Source organism: Leisingera sp. ANG59 (assembly GCF_013317235.1).
In the GTDB taxonomy this organism is placed as follows: domain Bacteria; phylum Pseudomonadota; class Alphaproteobacteria; order Rhodobacterales; family Rhodobacteraceae; genus Leisingera.
In genome coordinates this window covers 25,939-47,831 of the sequence record NZ_WLCM01000034.1, presented here as the reverse complement: position 1 = coordinate 47,831, position 21,893 = coordinate 25,939, and the positions used below count along the sequence as shown (strand labels likewise).

19 protein-coding genes and 1 pseudogene are annotated in these 21,893 nt (G+C 60.3%); 3 read left to right on the top strand and 17 right to left on the bottom strand.

Features of this window, described 5'->3' with window-relative positions:
- The 6 genes from GKC28_RS20760 to GKC28_RS20735 all read right to left on the bottom strand — a co-directional run.
- On the bottom strand, positions 1–189 hold a 189-nt coding region (locus GKC28_RS20760), incomplete at its 3' end, for a transposase (protein ID WP_174148107.1).
- Positions 190–222: 33 nt separating this feature from the next.
- On the bottom strand, positions 223–1,890 hold the full coding sequence (locus GKC28_RS20755) for a UvrD-helicase domain-containing protein (RefSeq protein WP_217434164.1): 1,668 nt from the start codon (positions 1,888–1,890) through the stop codon (positions 223–225).
- A gap of 2 nt (positions 1,891–1,892) precedes the next feature.
- A complete protein-coding gene (locus GKC28_RS20750; RefSeq protein ID WP_174148902.1) occupies positions 1,893–3,860 on the bottom strand; it encodes an AAA family ATPase in 1,968 nt (655 codons plus the stop codon).
- Positions 3,861–3,945: 85 nt separating this feature from the next.
- Complete coding sequence (locus GKC28_RS20745; RefSeq protein ID WP_152467645.1) at positions 3,946–4,494, bottom strand: GNAT family N-acetyltransferase; 549 nt, start codon at positions 4,492–4,494, stop codon at positions 3,946–3,948.
- Positions 4,484–4,798, bottom strand: coding sequence for a DUF1778 domain-containing protein (locus GKC28_RS20740; protein ID WP_174148901.1), 315 nt, complete (start codon positions 4,796–4,798; stop codon positions 4,484–4,486). Before GKC28_RS20740 ends, GKC28_RS20745 begins: the two co-directional genes overlap by 11 nt.
- Before the next feature lie 152 nt (positions 4,799–4,950).
- The gene (locus GKC28_RS20735) at positions 4,951–5,166 is read right to left on the bottom strand and encodes a hypothetical protein (protein WP_174148900.1); all 216 of its coding nucleotides are present in this window, start codon (positions 5,164–5,166) and stop codon (positions 4,951–4,953) included.
- A gap of 1,029 nt (positions 5,167–6,195) precedes the next feature.
- On the opposite strand from GKC28_RS20735, the gene GKC28_RS20730 reads away from it, so the two are divergent.
- On the top strand, positions 6,196–7,137 hold the full coding sequence (locus GKC28_RS20730) for an XRE family transcriptional regulator (protein ID WP_174148899.1): 942 nt from the start codon (positions 6,196–6,198) through the stop codon (positions 7,135–7,137).
- 37 nt (positions 7,138–7,174) lie between these two features.
- On the opposite strand, the gene GKC28_RS20725 is transcribed toward GKC28_RS20730, so the two are convergent.
- Both GKC28_RS20725 and GKC28_RS20720 read right to left on the bottom strand, forming a co-directional pair.
- Positions 7,175–7,774, bottom strand: coding sequence for an SMC-Scp complex subunit ScpB (locus tag GKC28_RS20725; protein WP_174148898.1), 600 nt, complete (start codon positions 7,772–7,774; stop codon positions 7,175–7,177).
- 2 nt (positions 7,775–7,776) lie between these two features.
- Entirely contained in the window at positions 7,777–8,661 is an 885-nt protein-coding gene (locus GKC28_RS20720) for a DUF1403 family protein (RefSeq protein WP_174148897.1), read from the bottom strand.
- Between the two features lie 156 nt (positions 8,662–8,817).
- Between GKC28_RS20720 and GKC28_RS20715 the strand changes: the two genes are divergently transcribed.
- A complete protein-coding gene (locus GKC28_RS20715) occupies positions 8,818–9,915 on the top strand; it encodes a tyrosine-type recombinase/integrase (protein WP_174148896.1) in 1,098 nt (365 codons plus the stop codon).
- Between the two features lie 12 nt (positions 9,916–9,927).
- On the opposite strand, the gene repC is transcribed toward GKC28_RS20715, so the two are convergent.
- The 4 genes from repC to GKC28_RS20695 form a co-directional block, all read right to left on the bottom strand.
- Positions 9,928–11,220, bottom strand: coding sequence for a plasmid replication protein RepC (gene repC / locus GKC28_RS20710; RefSeq protein WP_174148895.1), 1,293 nt, complete (start codon positions 11,218–11,220; stop codon positions 9,928–9,930).
- 241 nt (positions 11,221–11,461) lie between these two features.
- On the bottom strand, positions 11,462–12,409 hold the full coding sequence (gene repB / locus GKC28_RS20705) for a plasmid partitioning protein RepB (RefSeq protein ID WP_254604330.1): 948 nt from the start codon (positions 12,407–12,409) through the stop codon (positions 11,462–11,464).
- Between the two features lie 23 nt (positions 12,410–12,432).
- Positions 12,433–13,617 (bottom strand): plasmid partitioning protein RepA, encoded by a 1,185-nt coding sequence (gene repA, locus GKC28_RS20700; protein ID WP_174148893.1) that lies wholly within the window; start codon positions 13,615–13,617, stop codon positions 12,433–12,435.
- A gap of 199 nt (positions 13,618–13,816) precedes the next feature.
- A complete protein-coding gene (locus tag GKC28_RS20695; RefSeq protein WP_174148892.1) occupies positions 13,817–14,155 on the bottom strand; it encodes a DUF736 family protein in 339 nt (112 codons plus the stop codon).
- Positions 14,156–14,750: 595 nt separating this feature from the next.
- Between GKC28_RS20695 and GKC28_RS20690 the strand changes: the two genes are divergently transcribed.
- A complete protein-coding gene (locus GKC28_RS20690; RefSeq protein ID WP_174148891.1) occupies positions 14,751–15,086 on the top strand; it encodes a hypothetical protein in 336 nt (111 codons plus the stop codon).
- 121 nt (positions 15,087–15,207) lie between these two features.
- Here GKC28_RS20690 and GKC28_RS20685 read toward each other — a convergent pair whose 3' ends face one another.
- The 5 genes and pseudogenes from GKC28_RS20685 to GKC28_RS20665 all read right to left on the bottom strand — a co-directional run bounded on the left by GKC28_RS20685 (position 15,208) and on the right by GKC28_RS20665 (position 21,802).
- On the bottom strand, positions 15,208–16,119 hold the full coding sequence (locus tag GKC28_RS20685) for a DUF2493 domain-containing protein (RefSeq protein WP_174148890.1): 912 nt from the start codon (positions 16,117–16,119) through the stop codon (positions 15,208–15,210).
- A 298-nt stretch (positions 16,120–16,417) separates the two neighbouring features.
- Positions 16,418–17,464: a toprim domain-containing protein gene (locus tag GKC28_RS20680; protein WP_174148889.1), complete on the bottom strand. Its 1,047-nt coding sequence runs from the start codon at positions 17,462–17,464 to the stop codon at positions 16,418–16,420.
- Positions 17,461–20,952: pseudogene (locus GKC28_RS20675) on the bottom strand (strawberry notch family protein); the annotation flags it as partial. The pseudogene GKC28_RS20675 and the gene GKC28_RS20680, both read right to left, overlap by 4 nt.
- A gap of 53 nt (positions 20,953–21,005) precedes the next feature.
- Entirely contained in the window at positions 21,006–21,302 is a 297-nt protein-coding gene (locus GKC28_RS20670; protein WP_174148888.1) for a hypothetical protein, read from the bottom strand.
- Positions 21,303–21,421: 119 nt separating this feature from the next.
- On the bottom strand, positions 21,422–21,802 hold the full coding sequence (locus GKC28_RS20665) for a DUF3768 domain-containing protein (RefSeq protein ID WP_174148887.1): 381 nt from the start codon (positions 21,800–21,802) through the stop codon (positions 21,422–21,424).
- Positions 21,803–21,893: the final 91 nt, after the last annotated feature.

Here is a 21,893-nt window from a genome sequence, read left to right as displayed (position 1 = left end):
CTGCCGCCGCCAGGTGGTCAGCAGCGACCGGCAAATGCCATGCCGCCGCGCTGTGGCAGCCGCTTGTCGGTGGCCGATAAAGCTCTCCTCCACGATGCGCAGTTTATCATCATCTGACCAATACCGGCGGCGATCACCATCGGCAGCGGAAAGAACTTCGATTTGAGGGCGGTTATTGAAGTCGGACATAAGGCCGGACTTACCATCGGATCGATCCCGGGATCAGGCGGCCGCCGCCGGAGCCTTACTCATCGGGATCTGATTGACCCCCTCAAACGCGTCCAAGCATGCAGTCCAATTCGGCGCGCCGTCGACAGATGCCAAAAAATGAATGCAAAAAGCTTCAAGTATGATCTTGAGCAGATCGCCAACGCCATACTCGGGATACGCGCGAGAGATCGCATCGAGGTCCAAGTAGTCGAATATCCGTCTGATGAAGTCGAGAGCGCTTTGCTTCGACGGAGCAGTTGCCGCCATGTCGGTGCGCAAAGTAGCGAGAAATGCGGTGAGTTCAGCCTCGACTCTGGTTGCGCGTGCGTCTTCATGGTTTCCAACGGCGCGTAGTGCCAAAACAGATGTCGCGACCTGCTGCCAAGCAGCCGGTGCACGGCGGGTCGCGCCAAGCCGAAGGACAGCGATCGCCAGGCGGGTCAACTCGTCGGAAAGCAAATCCTGAAGAGAGGTTTTCCCAAGTGCATGGCTCTCGTTGCGGATTTGCAGACCATGAGCCGCAAAAGCTCCCGCGACTTCTTGCTCGTATTCATCGGATTTCTGCTTCACGAGGAGTGCGTAGTCGCGCGGCGCGCGGCCGCGTGAGACCATATCGTTGGCGATCCATTGAGCCAGGTGAGCAGCTTCCGCCTCCTTGGTCTCGCTTGTCCAAACCTGGGCCACGTCGCCATCGACTTGGCATACAGTTTGAGCGACCGTTGGTGCGGCATCCGGATCCAGCGCGCGCGCGACAACGTGCTGGATAGCGACCAAGTCGGGCGAGGAACGGAAGTTGAAGAGGAGGGGAAAGCGTGCGCCTCCGAAATCGGTCTGCAACCGCTGAAAAGCGTCATGGCGTGCGCCAGCGAAGACCATGATCCGCTGCTTGTCGTCACCGACGCCGGTGACGACAGTCTGTCCACCATGGAAGGCCGACAACAGAAAGTCGTATTGCGCGTAGGTGGTGTCTTGGAATTCATCGACAAACACGAAGGGATATGTGGCGACAAGCGCCCGACGGATGTGGGGATTGGCTCGGAGCAGCAGCTCCGCGAGCCGATTGATGCCAACGAATGTGAGCGAAGAGGTTTGCCCAGGCCGTAATTGCGCTGCCCACCAGCGGGCGACGGCGAATTCAGCGGCATTTTTAGGCGCGATGGGCCCCATTGGCAGGCGATAACTACCGACGACCTTGGGTTCAAAGTTGCTTGGGCCATAGCCAGCGATTTCCGAATGCCATTCTGGCGGTGCATGGAGTCGGGCGGCGGTGAGGAACCCCTCAATCGCCTTGTGCTTTGGAAAGGCGATTTCATAAGGCCGGGTCGGGCGCCAGTCCGCCGGGATAGCGTTTAGAAAGCGATCCACCAGACTCTTGGTGAAAGCATCAAAAGTGACCGACACGAACCGGTTGGCAAACTCTGGGGGGCACCTTTGGCGGACACGCGCCGCGAGATTGTTAGCCGCATCGGTTTTGAAGGAAATCGCCAGCACGCGATGCGGTGCGCGGCAGAGGCCCGTCTCAAGCAGATAGTCGGCGCGTTGTGCCAGAAATTCGGTCTTGCCAGCGCCAGGACCAGCGACGACGCAAGCCGAGCCTTCGTGACGCAAGGCATTCCATGCCTCTGGTTCGAGATCATCAATGCCACTTGGGCGCCAGTCTTCTGGTCGAATAAGGCGCATGGTCAGGCTGCGGGGGGAGGTGGCGGGGCAAGCCGAGCTGCAATCGAGGTAAGGAGCGCGCGCAACTCTTCAGGAGCGGCGGCAGCGAGAGCAGCTGGATCTTGTCCACTCAGAACCCGAACGTGGGTGCTCGGCTTGCCGCGGCCCAAGAACAAGTAGCGATACCAACGCATCAAGACATCCTGGTCGGTAGCATAGAGATTAGGCAAACCGTCGTCGCCGAGCACCGCCGTACGAGGCTCACCTGCAGGCGAAGGCCCATTGCAACCTGGCTCAACCATTTGGTAGGCGAGCGGTAGGGCCTTCAGCATCGAATAATCGAGGTCGAGGGGCGTGCAGAAGAAGACGTTGAATTGGCGCAGCCAATTCATCCAGTTATTGATATTCTCAGTGTCCTCGACCGCCCACGCATCGAAAGCCGCGAGATTGGCATCTGGTCCCTTTGGGTCAAGATGCTTTCCAAAAATGTCCTGCGGTGCGACGTTATTTGCGAGCAACTGAGTACATGCAGTCTTGATACGTCCCCACCCACCACCAGCTCGGCCCCAATCAAGATCCAGCAGCGTCGCGTATGGAATGTCGAGGTCGGTCAGCAGTCGCCAGAGATGGTTCACATGGCGCCCGCCCAATGGAACAACCGAGACGAAGGAACGATCAATGTCGAGACCCATTGCATCGGCGAGGCGCGGGAGAACGACTTCTTCGGATGCTCCTTCCCCAAGCACGACGAAGCGCGCAAAATAAAGTTCGGGGTAGGTCCTAACCGCTTCACGAATGAACTTCGACGCCTCTTCCTCGCAAGTCGGCAGCTTAATCGGACGGATGTGAGCCGTGCGATCAAGAGGATCAAGGCGAAAATGTCGAACCTCGGTAGGATCGACGCGGGCAAGGATGCTCGGAGAATGACTGGATACCACGGCCTGCGCCTGTGTCGATTTCGTCAGGTCTTTTACCTGACGAACGATGCGGGAGAGATAGAAGGGAGCAAGATTGTTTTCAGGCTCTTCAATCGCGATGAGGGTGAGCGCCGGCAGGGGAACGCCGCCAGCCTGAAACCCGGCGCCCTCAGGAGCTGCGGCGATACCGGCTTCCACATCCAGAGCCGCAGCGGTCATAGCAAGGTGAAAGAGTGACCTTTGTCCGTCGCTCAAGTCATCAAGAGCTCGCTCCCGTCCGGCCTCGTCCGGGCGGAAGACCACTTCAACCTTACGGATGAATTGCTCAAAGCGGAGATCAAGCGGGCGGAATACCGGCGTAGTATCAGTTCCCGCAGTGTGCACTTCTTGCCACCGCCGAGTCACCGCGGCGGCAATGACATCAACGGCCGGCTCTACCCCAAATGCGCCGTTCAAGGTTGCGCCGGTGTTCGTGAATGCGTCGCGTACCCCTTGCGACCAGTTAATAGCACGCCACAACCTTCCCCGCAAAAATGCCGTCACCTGCGATGCGCCGTCTCGCGTTGCCGGCACGTAAAGCATTTGGATCCGCGCCCTGTCGGTTGCCTTCAGATCAATGCAGTCAGCGTCAGTGAACGCGCCGAAAGTTCTGATCGCCCAATATTTCTGTTCAACTGCACCATCGAGCGTTCCATCATCGGTCCATGTCGCTTCAAGTCGAAGGCGGCATTTTAACTTTCCGGCTTCATCAGCGGCCATCTGGTGAAAGAATTCCGGAATTGCCACGCCATCGCCGCCGTCAGCATCTAGCTCTGGGAAGGCAATAACTGCCTCGAGAACGAGGTTCCTCTGAGCCGGCACGACCAATTCGGAGGTAGGGATGTGAAAATCCTCACGCCGCAGTCGTCTTTGATCGTTCGTCACTCCAAAGAGGCGCTGCAAGGCCTGCATCATGGCAGTCTTTCCTGCGCCATTGATGCCGACAAAAGCAGTTAGACCAGTGCCCAGATCAACGCTTGTCTCAACTGGTCCGTAGCAACGAAAATTCGTTAGAGTGAGTCTTTCAATAAACACGTAGTTTAATCCTTCCCCTACGAGATTCCTTATCGCCGTTCCGATATGACTGCGAAATAAGATCGCGGCTTCATGCCGTGAACTTTTAGCCCGACAATGTCCGCACGGTTTGTATCGGCATGAAAAGGCGCAAAGGCTGATCTGGCAAAGGAATAAACCCGAAGGACTCGTAGTATGCTTTTCGGCGTGCCACCGTTCCGGGGTTTCCGCAGTCGAAAACATCGAGAAGGACAGCACAGGTCCCTATCTCGTCCGAGACGCGCCCAATTCGGCTGAGCGCATCAGCAAGCAGCGCGCTGCCCAAGCCCTTCCCCTGCATCGTTTGATCGACGCCTATCATAGAAATGAATGCGGCTGGCAGCATGCCATGCCTTGGCGCCTTCTTTGCCAATTCTTCCGGCATGTCTTCCGCGACGACGGCGTGCATGTTGATTCCGTAGAACCCAAGGGTGCTTCGATCTTCGTCGAGCACGACCCAGATCCGGACGACATCAGCCTTCGACCCCTTCTTTGCCGTCAGCTTCAAGTAATTGTCGATTTGAGGAACACCACAGGAAAAAGCCGTTCGATCCTGGCTCTTGGCATCGAACGGCTCGATTGTGAACTTGGTGTCTAAGGCGGCGTCAGTCGGCATTCGCGATCAGTGTCTCGCGCAATGCAAAAGCCTGCTTCAGCCGATCATTCGGCTTCGGAGGGTTCTCAAGAGCGCCAAAGAACGCGGCACGATCCGCCTCGCTCTCCAACGCCGTCAACTTGTGAGCTTCAATCGTCGTTTGCGCGGCCTTGTATGCAGCGCTCACAACAAAGGAGCTTACCTCAACACCGCTCAAGGTTGCAGCGCGACTGATCGCATCCTTCACCGAAGGCTGTGTACGCGCTTCCAGCCGAGCGCTCTTGGGCTCGTCGACAGCGACAGTGCTATCCTCAAACGCCAACATGGTTGCCTCCTTGATCCGAAACGACGTCAAGCGGTAAGACACCGCTCACATGCAGCTATGTACGGCATATCGTCGTACATGTCAAGTGTACGGCGAATTTCCGTACACCAAGACAAAGCCTGGCTAACACGTTCGCTGGGCGAGAGGCAAACTCACTTTTCTCGAACGGTCGTACCCGGGTTCGCCTTGCCATGCTTTGCCGTCACGAAGCGCCCGGAAATTGCGCTCCGGTAGCTGCCACCGGTAGAACCGCTCTTGCCAGGCGCTTCTTTCAACGTGGTGCGCGGATGTGATTTCCCATAAGTCTTTGTCACATACCGCCCCGATTTCGCGCTGCGATAGCTCCCGCCGTTGCCTTTGCCTGCCATCTGAATTCTCCTTCTCAAGTCTGGCGTGTTATTGGGTCCCTCCGAGGCGGAGGGCTGGTTGGGTTCCAAACAAACCGAAGAACCTCCACTGGAGGCCTGCGGGTCTTCATTGCAAAATCCAGTAGCTCAGAACCGGAGGTGTTATTCTGGTCAGATGACCGACAGCACTGGGCGTATTTCCCGAATGGATGTTCACATCCGCAAAACTCATCGTCGCCGAGTTCGAGCAGTCTCTCAGCTGCAATCTGCACAGATTGCCGGCCGGGCCATTTTCCGTATTTCTCGAGGTAGAGATGCCGCACGGCCCAGAGGCTATATAGGTCGAGCAGTCCGGTCACCGAACCGCCGGGAAGCCATGTCTTGTCTCGTGGCTCGAATGCGCAAATCGAGCCATCGGGAAAATTCGTATGCCTCGGCCCGATCCAAGTCTTGCTGACAGCCGTGGTCCAAAAGCCCCAGGCTCGAACCGGCTTGCTGGTGGTGTAGGGAAGTTGAATGGCAAATGCGGCTCTTCTACCTAGGCCTTCGATCAGATCACTCTCAGCGAAGAGCCACATCTGCCATTCTTGAGGAAACGCGAGGAGACCCGGGTACGCGTCCCGGCATTCCCCTATGCCTTCCGCATAGCGAGACCGTAGTCCTGACTGGACGAACGGTGCTCCGGAAGCGGGCGACCGGGATTGTCCGGTCGTCCCTTGCCCTCCGGCGGGCCGTTCCCACGGTCTGGTTGCGGATCGTGTCGATTGGTGCCGTGCATCGGCTTTCTCCTGGCCCGAAGGTTTCAAGACAATCGAGGAGTTGTCGGGCCGGATGACCCCCCGATTGAACACCGTCGGCAGAATGCCGGCGTCGAGGCCTAAGCCGATGGCTTTCAGGTCGTCCTCGATGCTCTTCCTCATTCCTACCGCCCCTTTCCAAAGCCTTCGGACCGAGGCCCGGACACTTGATGTTGTGCGACTCTGTGTTAAAAGCACACTATGGGAGGACTGCGCGCCGTGTCAAGGCGTGCGATTAGCACGGCATTAACTTATGAAAACAGACAAGCAGGCTTTGATCAAAGCGCTGAAGAAAAAGCGCGAATCTGAAGGGCTTAGCATCAGGGCTCTATCTGAGCACGTAGGTATCAGCTTTTCCTCGCTGGCTCGGATTGAGCGCGGCGAGGGTGAACCGGACAACAATTCAACGATTCGGATTATCGAGTGGCTCGGTCCGGATGCCCAAGATGCTGGTCTAACCTTCGACAGTGTGGCGTTGGTTCACTTCCGCGCAGCGAAGAACGTCCAGTCAAAAACGGTACACTGCCTCTTACAGGCGGCACAACAACTCGTACGAAACAACAGCAACGCTTTCCCTGTCAGCAAGGACTTCGCCGAAACCGACTCTGAGTTGGCCGGGTCAGTCGCACTGTCCAAATCCGAAATGGAAGAAATGGCGAATGGACTGCGGGACGACTTGGAGGTTGCCTTAGATGCGCCCCTCGACGCGCTGAACATTCGAATTGATGGCGTGGATGTTTACACCGTCTCCGATGTTCACGGCCTTGGTGCCGAGTGCGCTAAGTTCTTGCTCGGAGCAGGCGGTCGCGAATGGTCAGCCATGAGCGTTCCTCTCGACATTACAGAGGATAGGTGGGCAATCCTGCGGAACGACAGCCACACACCGGAACGTCAGAAAGTTACATATCTTGAAGAGTGTTGGCATATCCTCCTTGGTCACAAGCTAACCCGGATTGCAAAAGTCGCCGACGCGTTCGGTCGGACTTACGATAGTACTGAAGAGCACGATGCGTTCTACCTCGCTTCAGCAACCATGCTCCCGGAGGTCGAGGTGAGATCCCAGGTCTCCGCGGGAAAGTCTGCCGCTGAGATTGCGGCATGGTTTGGCACCTCCCCTGAACTTGTCGAGTATCGCATCAAGCGTCTGGGGCTTTGGCGCATCTACAAGAACAAGGGTGTTGAACTAAGCGACTAGAGTTCAGCCAACTCTTCACCCGAAACAGCATCAATCGCTACTTGCTCATGTGGGATAATCCCGCATCCACCAACTGCTCCCGATCGGGAAGATCCCGAAGGCTCTCCAACCCGAAGGCAGCAAGGAACTGCTCTGTGGTGACGAAGGTGTAGGGAGCGCCGCGCCGAGGCGACCTTGGCCCGGTCCCGATCAAGTCGCGCGCATGCAGTCGCCCGATCAGGTCGCGGCTGATTTCCTTGCCGAAGATGTCCTTCAGCCCTTCGCGCGTGATCGGCTGGTGGTAAGCGATGGCGGCCAGGACCGCGACGTCGAATTCGCTCAGGTCCAGCAATTGGTCCCCGATATCGGCCGCCGCGCGGATCGCGGGGGCGTAGATGGCGCGCGTGCGGAACATCCAGCCGCCAGCGACCTGGGCGATCTCGAAGGCCCGCCCCTCCAGATCAGCGGCAAGGTCCTCGACCAGAAGGTCAACCGAAGCCCCCTGCCCCACCACGCGTGCCAGGTCGTCGCGCGGCACCGGCGAAGCTGAAGCAAAGAGCACCGCCTCGATCCGGCGCATCCATTCCCGCCAGCGCAGCTCGGGTGGCAGGTCGGGCAACTCGCGATCCAGTTCGGGGTCAGAGCGATCCTTCGCCATCGCTACACCCCGTAAAGCCGGAAGGTGTCGCGCCCGGTCAGCTCGCGCACCGCGCCGAGGTCGACCAGCCGGTCGCAGAGCCGCCGTGCGGCCCGGTCCGGCAGGGGCAAGGCCGAGGGCGCGATCGCATCGCAGGTCAGGAACATCTCCACTGCCTCGCCGGACGCCTTTGCCCGCAGCTTGGGTGCGACAGCCTTCAGATGCGCCGCCCGACGCGCGAGGTCGGTGGAGAGACGCACGGCCTCGACCGCTGAGGCGATAAGCGCACGATGACAGGCGAAGCGAAGATCATCGCCTTGCTTGCGCAGGTCAGCCCGTTTCAGGCCAGTCGCCAGCAGCGGTACGAGATGATCCCAGCCGAGTGCCTGAGCGAGGGCGGCATCCGCGAGGATCAGCCCTGCTACCTCTGCGCGCGGCGCCTCGCGCAGAACGGCTTCCAGCGCCATCGCGGCCCGGGTCACGGGCGCCCCTTTCCCTACATCGAGCCACGTCGCGATCTGGCCCGGCTCGAAGGCCGGCAAGGCTCGACCCAGAGCCTTGATCGACACCGGCCGCTCCGCCGCGCGCCGCCAGGCGAGGTAGGTTTCCCCGGCCGGTCCGGGCAGATCGCCGGGTCGCAGAAGATGTACCGCGTCGCGCAATTCCCCTGCCCTCACCGGGCGCCCCGAAAACGCCATACAAGCCTCGGCCGCGTGCAGCGCGAGCCGGTCCCGCAACAAGGCTTGGGGCACCTCCTCGTGTCCCAATACAAGATGCAGGTGACTCAGCGCCGCGCCCGACAAAAACGCAACATCTTCAAGGGTTTCCGCCCGCGCGGAGGTGATCCAATCGGGCATCCGGGGCAGGCTTGGCTGGTCGCTGAGGGGGTCGGGCCGGGCAAATGTCATGCCACAACACTAATCCCTCGCGGCGCTTTACGCCACAATATACTGTAGAAACCGCCCCAACCTGTTGCGTGTAATTATGTCCARTAAGTTTGCATTATCGGTCATAGAAGAATATGCTCAGAAACAGTTCAATTTCAGTGCCGGATTCAGTGGAACATGCCCTCAGAGACCGAGAAATCGACGTCAGCGCCCTCTGATGAGCTGGATGATGCTCGCGTCGACGAGAGAGATCAAAAGAAAAGCGATGGCATTAATTTGCCCTCCCATGTCGCGGGCTCCGGCACGCTTGACCGGCTGGTCGACACCGCGCGCGGCTATGCGCGCGCCGCGGCGTCAGACAACACGCTGAAGGCCTACGCAAAGGATTGGACGCACTTCGCTCGCTGGTGCCGGATGAAGGGCGCCGAGCCGCTGCCTCCGTCGCCGGAGATGATCGGGCTTTACCTTGCCGATCTGGCGTCCGGATCAGGCTCCTCCCCTGCCTTATCCGTCTCAACCATCGACCGCCGCCTGTCCGGTCTCGCCTGGAATTACGCACAGCGCGGCTTTTCCCTCGATAGGAAGAACCGGCACATCGCCACGGTGCTGGCCGGGATCAAGCGCAAGCACGGGCGCCCACCGGTGCAGAAGGAAGCGATCCTGGCTGAGGACATCCTCGCGATGGTCGCCACCCTGCCCTACGACCTGCGTGGGCTGCGGGATCGTGCGATCCTGCTGCTCGGCTATGCTGGCGGGATGCGCCGCTCGGAAATCGTCAGCCTGGACGTGCACAAAGACGACACACCGGAGTCCGGCGGTTGGATTGAGATATTCGACAAGGGCGCCCTCCTCACCCTCAATGCCAAGACCGGCTGGCGCGAGGTCGAGATCGGTCGCGGCTCCAAGGATCAGACCTGCCCTGTGCGTGCTCTCGAGCAATGGCTGCACTTTGCGAAGATCGACTTCGGTCCGGTCTTCGTCGGCACCTCGCGCGATGGCAAGCGCGCCCTCGATGCACGGCTCAACGACAAGCATGTTGCACGCCTGATCAAGCGCACGGTCCTGGACGCCGGCATCCGATCCGAGCTGACCGAAAAGGAACGCCTGGCACTGTTCTCTGGCCACTCGCTGCGTGCCGGCCTCGCCAGTTCGGCGGAAGTCGACGAACGCTACGTCCAGAAGCAGCTGGGGCACGCCTCGGCCGAGATGACTCGTCGCTACCAGCGCCGCCGGGACCGGTTCCGCGTGAACCTGACCAAGGCCGCCGGTCTCTGACCCCCTGCCGCATCACGCCGCCTGACCGCTGAGCCTGCCGTAGAAGCTGCGCTCGAGATCCAGCTCCCCTGCCCCGGCTTTTTCGACCATGCCGCGCAAATAGCCGCCTGGTGAGGAAACTTCGCCCGCGCAATGCTTCTCGAAGACAAGCGCCAGCGCCGCTGTCGCCACCTGTTTGCCCAGCCGATCCTGCGCCACGTTCCAGGCATGTTCAGACACCCCGATCATCGGCCTGAGCTGCCCGGCAACCCGGTGCAGATCGCCCCAATCCTTCAGGAACCCGCCCATATTGCGCGCCCAGGACGCGAATTCAGGGCAGGCTTGCATCACTGTGGGCAGATCCAGCGCCGCTCGCTTCTTGCGCACCTCGGCGACCCATTCTTCCAGCTCCCTATCAACCTGGCCTTTGGGTTGAGCATTGGGCGCCACGGCCGCGACTTCCTCATTTTCTGAGGAATTACTGGTTACAGGATTAAGTTGGTTTGTAATTAGTATATGGGGGTCAGAAATGACCTCCCTGGGGTTCATTTCTTGAGTCTTCTCAGAAACTTGTTCCTTACCTTCAGGCGTGTTTTCCACAGGCCGGGCAACCTCAGTTGCCTTGAGATAGGCTGCCTCGACACGCTCCTGGAGCTCCTTGAACCAGGTCAAGAGCCGCGCAAGCTGCTCGGAGGCTTCATGGCGGCGCGGAAGTCGATCTAGCAGCTCTTCAAAAAGGCTCGTGAACTGCGTCCAGGGCCCGCGCAGAGCGCCGCTGACGGCGGCCTCGATCCGCGCGCGGATCATACGACGTGCCACCGTGATTTGACGCTTCAAGCGCTGGCAGAGCTCGCGTTCAGCCTGCAAGTCGGCGTGCAGTTCCTCGAACTCCTCGACACGGGCCGACAGCGGCGACAGATCGAAGCCGTAAGCCTCAATAATGCGCCCCTCTGCGTCCCTACGGCCCCACCGCTTGCCGTTGGGACTGTCCTGGAAGGAGATCACGCCAATCTCGGCCAGCCGACGTGCATGACGCTTGAGCGCGGAGAGTGAAAACCCTGTCTGCTCCATCAGATAGGCGTTCGACGCCCAGACGATCGGGCGCTGCCCCTCCTCCCAGTCCTGGGCCTGGGTAAAGGCCCCGAGCGTGTCGAGGAGCATCATGTCTCCGGCCTTGAGGCCAATATATGCACCGACCCGCTTCACGGCCACGAAGGCCCGCGTTTTGGGTACAGCTATCTGTTCACCGGCTTGGGCAAGCTGCTCTGCGGCAGCGAGACCTGCTGAGGCTTTGCGCCAACCTGAGGGCTGCCATGCGATGGACATACCTCTCTCGTGCTGAGGCATGCCTGCCTCAGTCGCTCCAGACGGAGCACCACTGAATTTTTCCATAGTTTGTCAGCAGACAAAGAAATCCCGTTCGCTCAGAAGCGTTTTCTCTTGTGTGGCGATTCGGTGGCTGCTAGATTCTAGGTGTCTAATCTAAGAATTGCGCTCTGCGCAGCAGCCCTCGAAGCCTCGGTTTCGGGGGTTTTCTTTGTTTACCTTTCCTCCTTTCTGCTCGTCCTCACTTGTCATCCTCCGAGTTTACATCTGTAAATTCGGTGTAGGATCTCTTGATGATTTCCTCGAGATTGCTCTCGAGCCAGCTTGCGAACTCGGCACTTGTGCCGGACTTCTTCACAGAAAGAGACACGCTCCCTCGGCCTGCTTTGATGACAACGCCGTCTATCGGCGTAATCTCACGATGACCGCTGGACACTTTCGTTCCGCGCTTGCTTGCTTCCTTGATCAGCGCTTCCAACCGCTCATCAGACGTCGATGAGGTGCTGACTTTGGCCAGCAGATTGAGCGCGATCTTCTCGGTGAGCTTCCGTTCGAGGAACAGCTCGGCCAAGTCCGTCCACCTCGGCCGGCCGGACTTGGGTGCCGAACCAATCAGGTCTCCAACTCTGGACGGGACATTCTGCGTCACCTTCGTCAGGTGCGAATGGCCTGATGCAGAAAGATTCAAAACTTGGCGCACCGTCGCGCTTTCGTGACCCGCGGCTTGGATAGCTTCAGCAAAGCGCGCCTTTTCATAGAACGAGAGGTTGCGACGCGCCGCATTTTCCAACCCTTTGGCCAACAATGCCGTGGCGTCATCGACATCCTGAACGTTGGCACGGACTTTAATGCCGAGCTCCCGGCAAGCTTTCAATCTGCGGCGACCATAGATCGCTTCGAAGCGCCCCTCGGCAGCTTTGGAGCGCCGAACGAGGATTGGCACCTGTTGGCCGCCTTCGCGGATGCTGTTCTTGAGCGCCTCAAACCCCTCGTTGTCATCCTCGGCGTTTACAGCTGTAAACTCATCCAGCCGATCTTTGGGGCCCCAATCGTCGATCAGACCAGGATCGATCTCGCGGATAGACGCAAGTGACCCCTGAAGAGCCCCTAACGCAGGCGCGCTCGTCTTGGGGACCCTCTCGGCCGAAGTGCTGCTGGAACGCGCGATGGTATTCGCGATGCCCGACATATCTCGAAGGGATTTCCTAGCCATTATTTACGCCCCCATGATTGGTGGATCATAACTTCCACTTCCTGTCCCACAGCATCCATCGACCCTTTCGCGCGATCGTAGGTCGCGCGGGTCATTTCCGAGCGCACAACCTCATAGATGGACTGCTTGAGCATGGTCGCGTCACTGATTGCAGTGCTCTTGAGAGCGGTCGCAGACATGACGCGGTCTTGGAAAAGCGCACGCATAAACGAGGTCAGCTGCTGTGAGGGAACATCCGTCGGCTCATCCCGAGTAATCAGGAACTTGAAGTGATCATACTGCAGCGTCGCGCCTGCGTCCTCGATCACCCCCATGTAGGCCCCGGCGAGTTCGAGGAACTGAGCGGTCGACGAAACGTCCAACATTGAGGGCGTTAGAGGTACAATCAGAGAACTCGCTGCGGCCATTCCAGCGATGGTCAAGAAGCCCAACTGGGGCGGACTGTCCATCAAGACAAGGTCGAAATCATCCTCGACCTGGGACAATGCATTTCGGATTCGTGTAAAGAACGGCTGGTCGGGGTTCGAATGGACCGCAGATTCAGTCTCGAACTCAGACAGCATGAGGCGCGACGGCGCAATCGAAAGCCCCGGGAAGTAAGTGGGAACGACTACATCGGCCATGCTGACCGGATCGTCGTAGCGGATCGCGTCATAGACAGTCAGCCCATCAAACTCAATTTCCGGGCTGATGCCGCACATGGACGTGAGTGAACCTTGAGGATCGAGGTCAACGACCAACACTCGATAGCCGCGTAGCGCGAAATAATGCGCAAGATGGATGCTCGTGGTGCTCTTGCTCGAGCCGCCCTTGAAGTTCATCAACTGCCATATTTGCAGTTTCTCATCACCAGACCGACGCGGCAGATAGCGTCCTTTCTTGCGCGATGACTTCTCTAAGATCTCGCGTGCATCCCATATCTCTTGCGCCGTGTAATAGCGCCGCCCTCCACGAATATCCTCGGGCTCTGGGATCGTTCCCTCTGAGTGCACCTTTCGCATGAACTGACCGGAGACCCCAAGAAGCTCTGCCGCCTCAGGTGCCGAAAAAGACCGTAGCGTTTTGGTGCTATCTGGGGCAAAAGCCGAAAGTAGATGCTCCCGGATGGCAGCATTCAACCGCTCGGAAATTTCTGTCGCGAGCGCTGAAGGCTTCTCGTTTGCCAGTGGTGTCACAGGAATCATCTAGTTGCCCCAAAATCGAAAATATGGCCTTTTTCACGCCACTTGGGGATAAAAGCCGTGATTCACGGCGCTAAGTCAAGATTTTTCCTCTATATAGTGTCTACTGAAGCACGAAGAGACTACATGCACGGGCCGGACTTATTCTGGAGTTTACAGCTGTAAACGGGTTGGCAGAGGCGAACCCCCGCCAACCCTTCGCTTAGGCGGCGTCTTTGGGCCCCCAGGGGATGACGGCCTGCAGGGACAGATCGTCCTGGTTCGCGGCCTTGCCGAGGTTGGCGTTGAAGCCGTGGTCGCGGATGGTCAGCGTGTAGTAGTCCGCGCCGGTCTCCTTGTTCTGCTTCTTCCAGATGCCGCCGCACTCGACCAGCTTGCCGCGCAGGGAGCGGCCGAGGACGCGGTGCGTGGGGGCCATCGGGTTCGTGCTCGCGACGGGCTCGACCATGATGTCGAGGTCAAACGTCAGTGTCGAGATGGAGCCGACGCCCTTGGCGGTTTCGATGTCGGCGCTGGTGAATTTGATGCAGTTCGTGGTCATTGCTCTTCTCCTTGTTTGCGTTGCAATGATGGTCACCTTGCTGCTGGCTCAGGCCCGGCCACACCGAAGGCGAAGCGCAGCGGAGAGGGGCGGGCGCCGGTCTTTTTGCTCCGCGCGGAATGACCCGCAGGGGCAGGGGAAAAAGATCGACGACAACCTTTGTGGACGGGACGACAGCTGCGACCAGCATGTCATGCAACTCAGACAAAGGGAGAAGTGCGGCGGCCACAAATGAAGGTGGGTGAACAGCCAGCAGCCAAGAACACCGGCGGATCCTTGCACAGTCACACCTGATCTTTCGATACACACCATGACCCGTCGCAACGCAACACCAGCCCCTGTTCCGTTCCTTGGTCGGGTCACCCGAGGCCTCAAGCAGAAAGTGCTCTGACAGGCTGAAGAAGATGAAATGCCAGGGCGAGGACATGCGCATCTGTTCTCGACGGCATTAGCCCGGGCCGCGTTGCGAACTTCGAGGATGTCCCGTATGGCATCGCGAAACTGAGCAACGACGCTTGCGACTCGGAAGATCAGTTAGAAGCTCGGGCCCGCTCCAATCCTGTTGCGTGTCGGCATATGTGAAGAGGACAAGCTATTGGACGGCGCAACACCGAATGTGGTCACCGAGGATGGCCTGCGCGATCTGCTCTCAGATGGCTACCTCATCGAGGTAATCTGCAACCAGACTGCCGAGAAGCGCCACAACAGTTGGTATGGCTCCTGGGTCGTGCACGCGGTGACGAAGGTTGGCCAGGATGCGAAGATGCTTGTCACGAGCCGTAGCGTCTTCACATTGCGCGAGTTCAAGACGATCGTCGGACTCGTCAGTTTCCTGGCCGGCATGGGGTGCCTTTCGGCGAACATCCCGCTGATCGCGGGACGACGAGAGCGTCACGAGGCTTCAGGAATTCCTGCGACAGCGACCAGCTAGAAACACTCATCCACACACTCAGCAGTCTGACAGACGAATTGCCGCAGAACTGCGCACCTCTGCGAACTCATAGAGCGAACCGCACAGGGCACTCTGACTGAGGTCATGGTAGGATCGGGGCCTAGGCCCCGATCCTCTTGATGCGAACCCCGAGCTTGCGGGCTTTGTCGACGATGTTCTCGGTGATGCCCGAACCGGGGGTAGCGATCAGACCCTGCGGCATGGTCTCGAGCATCTTGTCGTTACGCTTGAAGGGGGCGGCCTTGCCGTGGCTCTTCCAGTCGGGTTTGAAGACAACTTGGCTGACGCCACGGGTATCTGCCCAGCGGGCCGCGATCATCTCGGCGCCTTTGGGAGTGCCGCCGTGCAGGAGCACCATGTCGGGGTATTTGGCGTGCGTGGCATCGAGGACGGACCAGATCAGATCGTAGGCGTGATAATCCCCGCCCGAGAAAGCAATCCGTGTACCTTCGGGGCAGTGCACCTCGGTCTCCTTGCGGCGCTTGGCCGAGAGATAGGCCCGGCTATCCACCACGGCGGAGGTCAGGCCGCGATGCGAGACCTTGGATCCGGTGCGGGGTAGCCAGGGCGAGCCGGTGGCGGCCGAGAAGTGGTCCACGGCCAGATCGCGCATCTGCTCGAAGGCGTCGCGATGGGCCCAGAGCTTGAGCCCGATCATCTGGAGGCGTTCCAGCTCTACCGAGGCGACCTCGGAGCCGTCCTGGATGGCCAGACTTTCCCGGACCTCGAATTCGTTGTCGTCGAGAAGCTTCTGGATATGGGTCAGCCGGCGATGGAAGAGCGAGGTGAGGGACCAGAGCATCTCTTCGAGATTGTCTTCCAACTGGCTGCCGGTGAGGAGACCGGTGGTGGTGTCAAAGAGGGTCGCCATGGCGAGCTCGACTTCATCTGGCTGGGGCAGGGGGCGATGATCGGTCTCGCCAGGACCCCGCGTTGCGCCATGAAGCGCAAGGTGGTGGAGGATGGCGGAGGTCACGCCGGTTTCCTCGGGGATGTCTGTCTGATGGGGCATTGTCTGGTTCCTCTGTTTGATCTGACCCGATTTGGATGGGGCGATACCAGGACCGGCGGCGACCGGGCCGCATCCGTCAGGATCGGAGCGAAGCGGAGAATGCGCCGCGGGCCGGAAAATTGGTCCCGCGAGGAATGAGCCGAAGGCTCAGGGGAATTTTCTGGTTCGGGGGGCATTGCTGCCCGGGCGAGGGGCACTCAGCCCCGACCCGCCGGCCCATCGCTCCCCTTTTCCAAACGGGATCAGATCAAACCGGCGGAACCTTTGCCCTGTCGGACTTCGCTAAGGAAGTTGGCGGTCACCCGTCCTCGATCTCCAGACCTTGTGCTTTCATGGCCTCTATCAGCGACCGGCGCAGCGTATCCTTGCCAAGTGCCTGCAAATCGTCGTTGAAATCGCCCATGTTTGGCACGAGATCAACACAGGCAATTCCAAGCGATTCCAGTTGGTTACGCAGTCTCTTTGATTCACTGCCTCCAGCTTCGTCATTGTCCCGCGCGATCCAGATACGCTTGATCCCCGGCGGCGGGACGAAGAGACCGAGATGGGTGGCGGTGAGACAGGAGGCGAGATCGAACTCGGGGAGGGCTGTGCCGATCGAGAGGGTGTTCTCGAGCCCTTCGCCGACGATGAGTTCGCTGCGAGGTGAGCCGGACCAGAAGCGGATGGCATGGCCGTGTAGCTGTCCGAGGATCCGTTTCGGGCTCTCGATCGCGGCCAAACCGCCGGTGGACGGGTCGAGATAGGTGCGCGCGCATCCGGTGATCTGGCCCCGATTGTCGGTGATCTTCGCCAGCAGGGCAGGGACCCTTTGCGGCGGTTCGGCGTCGTCCTCGCCCTGCCGCAGGAAGACCCGCGGGTGATAGCGCAGGGCCGGGCCCAGCCGTGTGATCTCACGACCTTGCAGATAGGTGGCAGCCAAGGTGCCCAGGACCGGCTTGCCCGCGGTGAAGAGTTTGCGCGCCCGCGCGATGCGTTGGCTGGAGGCTGCATCCGGGCGCTCAGCCCTTTGGGTTTTACGAGGGACTGCAGGGCAGGGTGCAACACCCAGAAAGGACCGGGCCTCCCTCAGCGTTTCCTTGAGCGTGACCGACCCAAGCCGTTCCTGCAGGAGATCGATCAGGTCGCCATATTCACCCGTCGCGTAATCGGTCCAGGACCCGGCCTTGCGTCCACCCTGGGTCTGGAGCCGGATGGCCAGGCTCTGGCCCTTTGCGCCCGAGGTGTCGCCAACCTGCCAATAATTGCCCTGCTTGCGTCCTTCGGGGAAATACTGGCGGCAGAAACTCTCGGCACGGGCTGCCAGATCGGCCGAGAGGTCTGCGATGCTGCGCCGCGCGTTCATGCGGCTGCATTCGCAGCGCTGGCGCCAACTGGATGCGTAGCAAGGACCCGTGCCAGCACCTCGGTGCCATCCACCGGGATGAACACCCGCGTCTTCCACTGGATCACTTCGGTGAAGCAGCCAAAGGCCTTCAGTGCGGGCAGGGCCGTGCCTGACGCACCGATCAATTCGAGCCGCGGCTGTCCCATGACCAGCGACCGGCGCAGTTGGTAACCGCCGAGCAGGTTCAGGGTCGTCCTCGTGTCCATGACCGCTGCGAAGACCTCCTGCGTCGTCATCTCGATTTGGCAGTCGAGCCCGAGCCGTGCGTAGACATTGAGAAGCTGTTCCTGGCTGACCAGACGACCGATGGCGCGTTCCCCGTCTTCGGTCTGCAGGCGGTAGATGCGCATGTTGTCGGCGGGCAGCCGGTCCCAGATCGGCAGAAGGAGGCCGCAGATCAGCGTAATCTTAGATGTGGTGAACTCCGGCACCGCCTCGACCTCGGCCTGCCAGAGCTGCTCGAACATCGCATCATCGACCTCTTCCCAGTGCGATTTCGAAAACTCGGTAAGGGCAAGTATCTCGGTTGCCATGGGACGCAGCAATTTCACGCGCAGGATCGGCACGCCATCCTCATCCATGAAGGCAGGTGCATTCACCATCAGCGCCGCGCGTTTGGAGGTCTTGTTCCAGCACAGCGACGCGCCCATCGTATCGGCACAGATGGATTTGATCCGGGGCAGGGTGAGCGGATCATTGCGATCTGTGCGCTCCACGGTCAGGGCCGTTGCCATCGCGCCCGTCGCCCCATGCTCGTAGATGACTTTTCGGTCTACGATCTCGAACTTCTCGGCGCGCAGGGTCTCTAGCCCGACATCAAGCGTGCCTGCCTGGCGTGCATCTTCGATAATGGCCGAAAGGAACCCTCCGAAGGCCTCGAAGATTGCGTCCTGCATATCGATCCGGAGCGCGAGACAGCGGTTCAGGAACTGCTGGATCGGCGGCAGGTTCTCTTTCATCGTTCCATCCGCCTCATCAAGCGTCAGCCCCGTCATCTCCTGGAACTTCGTGTAGGAGCAGGTCTCGATCTTGCCCGTGCGCAGCTTGTAGAAGAACTGCCGCAGCGCAGCGCGCGCATAGGCGCTCTCGAGGTTGTCCTCGGCGCGGAACATGTTCTGTCCGCCGGTCTCGCGTTGCCCCTTGGTGATCGCCCCCAGCGTATCGAGGCGGCGCGCGATAGTGGAGAGAAACCGCTTCTCACCTTTCACATCTGTCGCGACAGGCCGAAACAGCGGCGGCTGCGCCTGGTTGGTCCGATTGGTGCGCCCGAGCCCCTGGATCGCATTGTCGGCCTTCCAGCCCGGCTCCAGCAGGTAATGCACCCGAAGGCGCTGGTTCTTTGCCCCAAGATCGGCATGGTAGCTGCGCCCGGTGCCACCCGCATCAGAGAAGATCAGGATGCGTTTGGCATCGTCCATGAAGGCTTGGGTTTCGCCGAGGTTGGAGGAGGCGGGTCGGTTCTCGACCTTGAGCCGTCCCTCGCGCGTCTTCACGATGCGCCGCTTGCGCCCCGTGACCTCGGCAACAGCATCTCCGCCGAAATGCCAAAGGATCTGGTCGAGCGCGCCCTGCACAGGGGCAAGCGCACCCAAATGCTCGACAAGCTCGTCGCGTCGCCGCTCCGCCTCGCGGCAGATGATCGGGTTGCCACTCGCATCAAGGGCCGGGCGCGAGCGCAGATCGCCATTCTCGTCGGTGTAAGGCTCGAAAAGCTGCGTCGGGAAGCTGTGCATCAGGTAGTCCAAGATGTTCTCGCGCGGTGTAAAATCGACCTGCAGGTCGTCCCACTCCGAGGGCGGGATCTCTTCGAGGCGCCGCTCCATCACCGCCTCGCTGGTCGAAACCACCTGGATCACCGCCGAATGGCCTGCCGCAAGGTCCGCCTCGATCGAACGGATCAGCGAGGGGCATTTCATGGCGGTGATGAGATGGTTGAAGAAGCGCTGCTTGTTGCTTTCGAAGGCCGAGCGGGCGGCGGATTTCGCCTGGGCGTTCAGCGTACTGGTCTCGGAGGAGATGCCGGACGCCTGTAATGCTGCCTCAAGGTTGTTGTGGATGATCTGATAGGCATCAGCGTAGCTGTCATAGATTGCGATCTGAGCGGGCGTCAGTTCATGGACCAGCATTTCGTATTCGACCCCGGCATAAGAAAGCGAGCGCGCGAGATAGAGCCCGAGCGCCTTCAGGTCGCGTGAGATCATCTCCATGGCGGCAATACCGCCAGCCTCCATCGCGGCGACAAACTCGGCCCGCGTCACGAAGGGAAAATCGCCGGTGCCCCAGAGACCGAGTCGGGAGGCATAGGCGAGATTGCCGACGACCGTCGCGCCGGTGGCCGAGACATAGAGCACGCGCGCATCGGGGACAGCGTTTTGCAGCGCGAGTCCAGCAAGACCCTGTTGGGACGCCTTCTTGTCGCCGCGGTCCGACTTTTCGCCGGCGGCATTGGCCATGGCGTGGCTTTCATCAAAAGCGATGACCCCGTCGAACCTGTCGCCGAGCCAGGATGTCACCTGGTCGAGGCGGGAGGCTTTGCCCTCGCGTTCAACCGAACGCAGGGTGGCATAGGTGACGAAGAGGATGCCTTCGGGCAGCCTGATGTCGCCGCCCTGGCGGAATTTCGAGAGTGGCACGATATCGCTCTCGCGCCCGCCGAGCGCCATCCAGTCGCGCCGGGCATCCTCGATGAGCTTGTCACTCTTTGAAACCCAGACCGCCCTGCGACGCCCCTGCAGCCAGTTGTCGAGGATGATGCCGGCAACCTGCCGCCCCTTGCCGCAGCCGGTGCCATCTCCGAGGAACCAGCCCTTGCGCAGGCGAAACGCGCCCTCGTCGCCCTCTGCGGCGGCCATCAGCTGGCCTTCGATCTCACCGCGCTTGAACCAGCCTTTCAGGTGCATCTCGTGGGCATTGCCCGCGTAAATGACGCTTTCGAGCTGCGGCGCAGAGAGGAGGCCGTCCGCGACAAGCGTGTTCGGAAAGACGGGGCGGTAGGTTGGCACCGGTGGCGGGACCGTGGCCATGGCGGCGGATTGTACCAGTGCGGTCGGATGCGCCGCCGCGTCGTAGATGCTGATCGCCTGCAAGTCATAGGCTTCGTAGACCGTGTCCTGGAGCGAGCCCTCGGGTTCACTCCAGGCTTTCGGCAGGTAGTCGAGCGGGGCCGTCTCGATGTCGTCAAAGGGATGTTTTGCGCGTTCTTCGGCGAGGGCACGGGTTTCCTTGCGGGCGGCGTTGCGCAGGGCATGGAGGTTGGTGCGGGTCGGCTGAGACGGGACCGGCAGAGCCGTACTGGTGGGGCAGGGCGAAGGGCTGCGGCGCTCCGGGCAATGGGTCAGAACTGCGGAAAGAAGTTCGCCCGTTGTCGCGCAGATCGGATGATAGGCGGCCTCGATGTCGACCGGCGCGGTCACTTCATCGCCAGCCACTCGCTTGTCGATCACCGTAAAGGGAGGGCGACCCTTGCGCGAGGCCGCCCCGAAGGTTTCCTGTGGGGGCTTCAGGCTGCTGCGTCGCCGCGCTTCTCAGCCGTCCGGTCGACCAGGTTGAAATAGAGGTTCTCGGTCGCGCGCTTGAACCCCGACGGTTTGCGCGGGGCAAGGCAGCGCACCGAGGCGCTGCAGCTTTCACCGTGCTCCATCGCGAACTGCGTCACTTGGTCGATCAAATCGTCCATGCCCGCGGCCTGGATGCGCTTTTCGGGGTAGCTCCCCATCATCTGGAATTGTGTGACGACGAAGGCACCATCGCGATGCGCCGGGTAGAGGGTGATCTGATACTCAAGTGTCTTGGCCATGTCTGGTCTCCTGCTGCGGGCGGGACGCGGGTATCGCGCCCCTTCAAAACCCGGCAGCGCGAAAGGACCGCCCTTTGTGCAAGGGCGGTCCGGGGCTGTGATTGGGGTTGGGGGGTGCGTCAGTATTCCGACGGCAGAAGCAGGGTCAGGACCCGGCGCGTCTGTTCGGGGTCGGAAGGTTCAGGCGAGCCGTATGTATATTCGACGTCGTACAAATCGACCTTGAACCAGACGGTTGTACCATCGAGGTCGATGACGCCCATCTCGTGCCATCCCTGCGGATCGCTGTCAGCATCGAAGGCGTCGAAGGCGGCGACACGGCGGGTCAGTTCCAGTTGCGCATCGATCCCAAGCGCCGCGACGCCGCGCGTCATCACGAACTGGCCCTGCGGGGCATCCGTGACAGGGGTAGTGCTCAGGATAGCATGGCGAAACGCATCGTTCTGCGCGGCGATCAATTCAGCTTCCCGGACGGGATCAAGATCGAGTGTGGTGGTCATGGGATATCTCCGGGACGGGCCAGCCGATCCGACATCAGCTGTATGCAACCCGCCAGCCGGAAAGGACCGCCCTCGATATGAGGACGGCCCA

Bases quoted from the DNA above. Each gene is read 5' to 3' on its own strand.
- GKC28_RS20735 (WP_174148900.1), bottom strand. From the start codon at position 5,166: ATGGCAGGCAAAGGCAACGGCGGGAGCTATCGCAGCGCGAAATCGGGG.
- GKC28_RS20720 (WP_174148897.1), bottom strand. From the start codon at position 8,661: ATGACATTTGCCCGGCCCGACCCCCTCAGCGACCAGCCAAGCCTGCCC.
- repC (WP_174148895.1), bottom strand. From the start codon at position 11,220: ATGTCCATCGCATGGCAGCCCTCAGGTTGGCGCAAAGCCTCAGCAGGT.
- repB (WP_254604330.1), bottom strand. From the start codon at position 12,409: ATGTCGGGCATCGCGAATACCATCGCGCGTTCCAGCAGCACTTCGGCC.
- GKC28_RS20685 (WP_174148890.1), bottom strand. From the start codon at position 16,119: ATGCCCCATCAGACAGACATCCCCGAGGAAACCGGCGTGACCTCCGCC.
- GKC28_RS20730 (WP_174148899.1), top strand. From the start codon at position 6,196: ATGAAAACAGACAAGCAGGCTTTGATCAAAGCGCTGAAGAAAAAGCGC.
- GKC28_RS20755 (WP_217434164.1), bottom strand. From the start codon at position 1,890: ATGCGCCTTATTCGACCAGAAGACTGGCGCCCAAGTGGCATTGATGAT.
- GKC28_RS20695 (WP_174148892.1), bottom strand. From the start codon at position 14,155: ATGACCACGAACTGCATCAAATTCACCAGCGCCGACATCGAAACCGCC.
- GKC28_RS20715 (WP_174148896.1), top strand. From the start codon at position 8,818: ATGCCCTCAGAGACCGAGAAATCGACGTCAGCGCCCTCTGATGAGCTG.
- GKC28_RS20740 (WP_174148901.1), bottom strand. From the start codon at position 4,798: ATGTTGGCGTTTGAGGATAGCACTGTCGCTGTCGACGAGCCCAAGAGC.
- GKC28_RS20680 (WP_174148889.1), bottom strand. From the start codon at position 17,464: ATGAACGCGCGGCGCAGCATCGCAGACCTCTCGGCCGATCTGGCAGCC.
- GKC28_RS20665 (WP_174148887.1), bottom strand. From the start codon at position 21,802: ATGACCACCACACTCGATCTTGATCCCGTCCGGGAAGCTGAATTGATC.
- GKC28_RS20725 (WP_174148898.1), bottom strand. From the start codon at position 7,774: ATGGCGAAGGATCGCTCTGACCCCGAACTGGATCGCGAGTTGCCCGAC.
- GKC28_RS20670 (WP_174148888.1), bottom strand. From the start codon at position 21,302: ATGGCCAAGACACTTGAGTATCAGATCACCCTCTACCCGGCGCATCGC.
- repA (WP_174148893.1), bottom strand. From the start codon at position 13,617: ATGATTCCTGTGACACCACTGGCAAACGAGAAGCCTTCAGCGCTCGCG.
- GKC28_RS20745 (WP_152467645.1), bottom strand. From the start codon at position 4,494: ATGCCGACTGACGCCGCCTTAGACACCAAGTTCACAATCGAGCCGTTC.